We start from the raw sequence: 6908 nt of genomic DNA, 5'->3' as shown, positions 1-6908 counted from the left end.
CGACTCTATAACGAGTATCGCGGTCTAAGCTCTTCCGGCGAGGACAGCCAGAACGTCACCACCATGGAGTTCAGAACTCCATTCGCAGACGGCAAGTGGCAGTTCCGTACACGAATGTACGCAAACAAGCTCGACGTCGACTCCAAGGGCGTAAACGAGTTTGGATTCGGCGACCTGGACTTCCGTCTCCTCACCGTTCCCGTACTCGACATGTCCAAGAAGTTCGCCGTGGCCACCGGTCTTGAAGTCTTCACGCCAACCGCTTCCGACGACGCTCTCGGCAACGACGCATGGACGCTCGGGCCACAGGTCTTCTTCGTGAAGTTCCTCCCATTCAACGGCGCCTTCGACCTCATCGCTCCCGGTTACCAGTACCGCGTCAGCATCGACGAGGACGGCCCAGAGAACAAGGTAGGAGCCCACGCTCTCGATCTCTTCCTCCTCAAGACGCTCAACAACAAGCGCCAGTGGATCATGATCAACCCGCAAGGATTCATCGATGACGAGAACGACATCGAGTTCGGCAACATCGACATCGAGATCGGTTCAATGCTCGGCAAGGACCACGGCGGACAAAGCGTCTACGCTCGCCCATCCTTCGCATTCGGAGCTGACCGTCCATACGATCTCTCCATGGAAGTAGGCTACAAGTTCGTTTGGTAAGAAAACCAAGTAACCAAAAATTTTATACAGTATAAATCACCAGTAGTTCAGCATCATAACCGAAGGGCGGTCTCACCAGAGACCGCCCTTTCGCATCCCTGAGGTGGGAGCGTGCTCGTCACGCGATTCCCCACTCAGCACCCCCGTTGGAGTTCCCGCTTCAGCGGGTCCCCAACAGCCACAAGCACACCCCTTGTAGGGCCGCCGCTCGCCGGCGTGCCGCAAAGCCCCAACCTTCACCCACGCCCATCATCCGCGCCCAAGTATCCAACCACCGATTACACCGACACTCCCCCAAACCTAGCCCTGCCCCTCCACAAGCATCGGTGCAAACCGGTGTCATCACCGATCCTCAACAACACTACAGCCCCCTTCGCGCCCTTCGTTCACTTCGTGGTTAAAAAACAACTACCCGATCAATCCTCGCCGCCCCTCCGTAAGACCAAAGTCCCATATCCCATTTTGGCCGCAAATGATACTCTCTTTCCAGAATTCCAAAAACCGGCCCTACACCAAGTTAAACACGGGCCACGAACACACATCAGCTAACAACACAAAAAACGCACATATGAAAAAAAGAATCCTATCAATGCTAGCCACCGGCTTGGTCGCCCTCAGCGCCCACGCCGCCGAAAAGCCGAACGTCGTCCTCATGCTCGCCGACAACCTCGGCTACGGTGACCTCTCCTGCTACAACGGCGGCAGTAGAGGCGGAATAACAACTCCCAACATCGATCAGCTAGCCAGCGAAGGCATGCGTTTCACCCAGTTCCTCTGCGAGCCAGGCTGCACACCTTCCCGCGCCGGACTCCTCACCGGACAATATTCCATCCGTTCCGGCATGTCGCTAATCATTGTTCCCGGAGCCTCAGGTGGCCTCCAGCCAGACGACGTCACACTCGGAACCACCATGAAATCAGCCGGCTACAATACAACCTACGTCGGCAAGTGGCACCTTGGACCAGAAGCTCAAAGCCAACCGCAAAACCAAGGATTCGACCAGTGGCTCGTAGGTTTCAAAGGCACCACCGATAGCGTGCTCTACTCCGAAAGCCTCAAGACAGCCGGAGCTCCAGACGGTCTGCAAAAAGCAGCCGCCACTTACATCACCGAGGCAAAAAAACCAGGCGAAGCGGCAAAGGTAGTTCAAATCTACGACCGCGAGTATCGCAGACAAATCGAAAGCGATATCGCTGATGCAGCAGTCGGCTACATCAAGGAACAAGCTGACAAAGAAGATCCATTCTTCCTCATGGTCGGCTGGACTCGCCCACACTTCCCCAACGACGCTCATCCTGACTTCGTTGGCAAGTCAAACGCAGGCCCTTACGGTGACAGCATCGTAGAGCTCGACGCTCGTACCGGACAAGTTCTCGACGCCATCGACGAAGCAGGCATCAAGAACAACACCATCGTCATCTGGCTCTCCGACAACGGAGCAACAGTCACCGGTACCGTCCCCGCCGAAGTAGGCGGCGGCAGCAACGGCCCATTCCGCGGCGAACTCGGCGACGGTTACGAAGGCTCCATCCGCACCGCCGGCATGATCCGCTGGCCAGGCAAGATCGCTCCAAGCGTCAACAACGAGATGGTCTCAGTACACGATTTCCTCCCAACGTTGGCTAACATCGTCGGCGAAGAACTCCCAGACGATCGTCCTTACGACGGCTTCGACCAGACCGATTGGTTGCTCGGCAAGCAAGTAAAGTCCAACCGCCAGCACCTGCTCACCTTCGTAGGCGACCGCCTCATCGCTGTACGCTGGAATCAGTTCCGCATCTATCCAATAGAGTACCACTCCTCCAGTACTAATCCAGTACTTGGCGGATACCTCGGAACCATTCGCGAAACAGCAGGCATGCCACGTATCTACGACATCAACGCAGATCCAGGCGAGCTAATGGACATCGCTGTATCCGGAAACGGATGGGTCCTCGGCATCTACTCCAAGCTCATCAAGGAGTACAAAGCTACGCTCAAGGATCATCCAAATCCACCCGCGCCAAACATGACCAAGTTCTAATCAACAAACGCGAATTATATAAAAACGAATCAGTAATCTCTCAAACAAGCGGCGACCTCACCAGAGGCCGCCGCTTTTCCTTTCCCCCGGCAGCGGCCGTTGCTCGCCTCGCCGAAGCACAACCCGAAGGCGGGTCCAAACGGCCACAAAAACAACTCCCGTAGGGCCGCCGCTCGCGGCGAGCCGCAAAGCCCATCCTCCCCCGGAAACCGAAACCTGGAACCTGCCCCCCCCGACGTAAGCCCAAAGTCCTATATCCAAATTTCTCATCTCGTGATACAGTGTATCCAGATTCAAAAACACACAGGCTCAAAAAGCTAATTTTCGAAACACACAGTTTCTAGATACATAGTTTAGGGTAACATATTAGGGGTAGTTTAAACGGCGGTCTTACAAAGACCGCCGTTTGTATTTCCAGATAGCAGCCGTTCCTCGCCTCGCCGAAGCTCAACGCGAAGGCGGCCCCCCTAAGCAGCGCAAACCGATAGGCCCGCTGAAGCGGGAACTCCAACAGTTTCCCCTATGACAGCAATCCACTGCGTTTGACTATGATCCGCAAAAAAAACGCCCCTGCCCCTCCACAACCATCGGTGCAGATCAGTGCTATCGGTGGTCCTCAACAACACGACCCGATCCCTCCGTGACCTTCGTGCACTTCGTGGTTAAAAAAGCACTACCCCATCACCCGTCCCCCCTGGAAACCCAACTCCCTAGTGGTTACAAAACCACTCCTCTAAACAATAGCCCCAATCAAAGTCCCAAGACGTAGGACCAAAGTCCTATATTTAAAAAAACGCTAAGCCCTTAAAATCGCGCGCGAGGAAAAATAACTCTTCCCGAGCAAAACCCAAGATAACCAAAAAAGAGAAACTACGATGCACACCCTGATTAAAAACAAAACGCTCCTAGTGAAAACCATCGCCCTGTTGGCCCTCACTGGACTCGCCCCGCTGCAGGCCCAAGAAGGCAAGGCGGATAGAAGCGGAACCAACCCCATCAACTTCACCAACGACTTCCGAATCTACAACGACTACCGCAGTCTCAGCTCCTCCGGAGAAGACAGTCAGAACGTCACCACCATGGAATACAGAACTCCCTTCGCAGACGGCAAATGGCAGTTCCGTGTCCGAGCCTACGCCAACAAGCTCGACGTCGACTCCGTCGGCCTAAACGAATTCGGCTTCGGCGATATGGACATGCGCTTCCTCACCGTGCCCATCCTCGACATGCCAAACAAATTCGCCATGGCCACCGGACTCGAAGTCTTCATGCCAACCAACTCCGACGACGCTCTCGGCAACGACGCCTGGACCCTCGGGCCGCAGATCTTCCTCGTCAAGTTCCTCCCCTTCAACGGCGCCTTCGACCTCATCGCTCCCGGCTACCAGTACCGCATCAGCATCGACGAAGACGGACCCGAAAACAAGGTAGGAGCCCACGCTCTCGACCTCTTCCTGCTCAAGACCCTTAACAACAAGCAACAGTGGATCATGATCAACCCGCAAGGCTTCATCGACGACGAGAACGACATCGAGTTCGGCAACATCGACATCGAGATCGGCTCCATGCTCGGCAAGGACCACGGCGGACAAAGCGTCTACGTACGCCCCGCCTTCGCATTCGGAGCCGACCGTCCTTACGACGTCTCCCTCGAGCTCGGCTACAAATACGTCTGGTAGTCGAAATTTTAATACAATCAAACCTAACGCACAAACGGCGATCTCCCCAAGGAGGTCGCCGTCCCCATATCCCCCAAAAACAATCTATCGAACCACCGCAGGCCCTCCTTCGCGTCCTTCGTGCACTTCGTGGTTAAAAAAAACAACGACCCGATCAGTCCTCGCCGCGCAGCCCCTACCCCGGCCATCACCTCCGTAAGACCAAAGTCCCATATCCCCTTTTGGCCCCAATTGATACTCTCTTTCCAGATTTCGAAAAATCGGCCCCTAACCAATTTTCACACGGGCCACTCCAACCAAAAATTAACGACACAAAACGTACACATGAAAAAACGAATCCTATCAATGCTCGCCACAGGCCTTGTGGCTCTCAGCGCTCACGCCGCTGAAAAACCGAACGTGGTCATCATGCTCGCCGACAATCTCGGCTACGGTGACCTCTCCTGCTACAACGGCGGGATTCGAGGAAAATTCCAAACGCCCAACATCGACCAGCTCGCCAGCGAAGGCATGCGCTTTACCCAGTTCTTGGTAGAGCCAGGCTGTACGCCTTCCCGCGCCGGATTGCTGACAGGCCAGTATTCCATCCGATCGGGCATGTCATTAGTCATTGCTCCTGGCGACGGCGGCGGCCTTCAGCCAGACGACATCACGATAGGTACCGCCCTCAAGTCGGTCGGCTACAACACCACTTACATCGGTAAATGGCACTTGGGTCCCAACGCCCACAGCCAACCGCAAAACCAAGGCTTCGACCAGTGGCTCTACGGCTTCAAGGGATCCACCGACAGCACGCAGTACAATGATAGCATGCTCACCACCGGAGCGCCAGAAGCCTTCCGCAAGGCGGCCGAAGTGAAGCTGCTCGAAGCTAAAAAGCCAGGTGGCGCCGCTAAGGCCATCGGAGTTTACGACATCAACTACCGTACACAAATCGAAGCCGACATCGCTGAAGCAGCAGAAGACTACATCAAGAAGCAGGCCAAGAAGAAGGATCCGTTCTTCCTCATGATCGGCTGGACACGTCCTCACTTCCCGAACGATCCGCATCCAGACTTCGAGGGCAGTTCAGGCATCGGCAAGTACGGCGATAGCGTGGTCGAGCTCGACGCTCGTACCGGACAAGTCTTGAAGGCCATCGACGACGCTGGCGTTCGCGACAACACCATCGTGATCTGGATCTCAGACAACGGCGCCACTGTCACTGCAACCGTCGGCGATGAAATCGGACACGGCAGCAACGGCCCATTCCGCGGGGAACTCGGCGACGCCTTCGAAGGCTCCATCCGTACCGCAGGCATGATCCGCTGGCCCGCCAAGATCCAGCCAAGCGTCAGCAACGAAATGATCTCCATCCACGACTTCTTGCCAACCTTGGCAAACGTCTCCGGAGCCGAGCTTCCAAACGATCGCCCTTACGACGGCGTTGACCAAACAGACTGGCTCACCGGCGAAAAGGCAGAGTCCAATCGTGACCACCTGATCACCTTCATCGGAGATCGCATCGCAGCCGTTCGCTGGAACCAGTGGCGCTTGTACCCAATGGTGGTCAATGCTTCCACAGACACCAATCCGGTCATTGCTGGATACCTGGGCAAGGCCGAAGAAACCAATGGTTTCCCACGCATCTACAACATCGAGGCAGACCCAAGAGAAATGCAGGATACCTTAGTATCAGGAAACGCCTGGGTACTCGCCATGTACAGCAAGCTCATCGCCCAGTACAAGGCAACGCTCAAGGAATATCCCAATCCACCAGCGCCAAACATGACCAATCTCTAATCACTCAAGTGTAACGAGTAGTCCATAAACCAATACAAGCAATTCAAGCCAAGGGCGGTCTCACCAAGAGACCGCCCTTTTCGCATCCCCGTGGGAGCGTGCTCGTCACGCGATTCAAAGCCCCTCCCCGTCACGCGAGCGCAACCATTAAAAACCACAGAACACACAGCCCCCCATTGCAGGATCAATCCGTGCACTCCGTGCAATCCGTGGTTAAAAAAACACAAGCCCATCTTCCCCACTCCCAGAACCCCAAGTATCCAACCACCGATGACACCGACATTCACCGATACCACCCCAAAACAAGCCAATCCCCACCACGCGCATCGGTGCAAATCGGTGCTATCAGTGGTCCTCAAAAACGCAGCAAGATCCCTCTGCGTTCTCCGTGCACTCCGTGGTAGAAAAAGCCCCCCCGCTGCCACCCAGCATAAGCCCAAAGTCCTATATCAAAATTCTCCACCTCGTGATACAGTGTATCCAGATCCAAAAACACACAGACTCACAAAGCTAATTTCCAAAACAAACAGTTTCTAGGTACATAGCTTAGGGTAACATATCAGGGGTAATCAAAACGGCGGTCTCACAAAGACCGCCGTTTGCATTTCAGGCAGCGACCATTGCTCGACTCGCCGAAGCTTAACGCGAAGGCGCGTCCCCGATGGCCACAAGCACCATCCCGTCCCCCTGTAGGGCCGCCGCTCGCCGGCGTGCCGCAGAGCCCACACACCCGGCATCCAACCCCCGGAACCCAGACAACC

General features: G+C 55.4%; 3 protein-coding genes and 1 pseudogene. All 4 read left to right on the top strand.

Translation table 11 applies throughout. The features are described from left to right. Positions 1–663, top strand: a pseudogene (locus JIN87_RS20630) (hypothetical protein); the annotation flags it as partial. Between the two features lie 568 nt (positions 664–1231). Further along, a complete protein-coding gene (locus tag JIN87_RS20625; RefSeq protein WP_200357514.1) occupies positions 1232–2686 on the top strand; it encodes a sulfatase-like hydrolase/transferase in 1455 nt (484 codons plus the stop codon). Positions 2687–3561: 875 nt separating this feature from the next. Next, complete coding sequence (locus JIN87_RS20620) at positions 3562–4365, top strand: hypothetical protein (protein WP_200357513.1); 804 nt, start codon at positions 3562–3564, stop codon at positions 4363–4365. A 324-nt stretch (positions 4366–4689) separates the two neighbouring features. Then, the gene (locus JIN87_RS20615) at positions 4690–6147 is read left to right on the top strand and encodes an arylsulfatase (protein WP_200357512.1); all 1458 of its coding nucleotides are present in this window, start codon (positions 4690–4692) and stop codon (positions 6145–6147) included. Positions 6148–6908: the final 761 nt, after the last annotated feature.

Origin of the sequence: Pelagicoccus mobilis (assembly GCF_016595505.1) — a bacterium.
Taxonomy (GTDB): Bacteria; Verrucomicrobiota; Verrucomicrobiia; order Opitutales; family Opitutaceae; genus Pelagicoccus; species Pelagicoccus mobilis.
This window is presented reverse-complemented; position numbering and strand designations above follow the sequence as displayed.

Coding starts and splice junctions, on each gene's coding strand:
- JIN87_RS20625 (WP_200357514.1), top strand. CDS start 1,232: ATGAAAAAAAGAATCCTATCAATGCTAGCCACCGGCTTGGTCGCCCTC.
- JIN87_RS20620 (WP_200357513.1), top strand. CDS start 3,562: ATGCACACCCTGATTAAAAACAAAACGCTCCTAGTGAAAACCATCGCC.
- JIN87_RS20615 (WP_200357512.1), top strand. CDS start 4,690: ATGAAAAAACGAATCCTATCAATGCTCGCCACAGGCCTTGTGGCTCTC.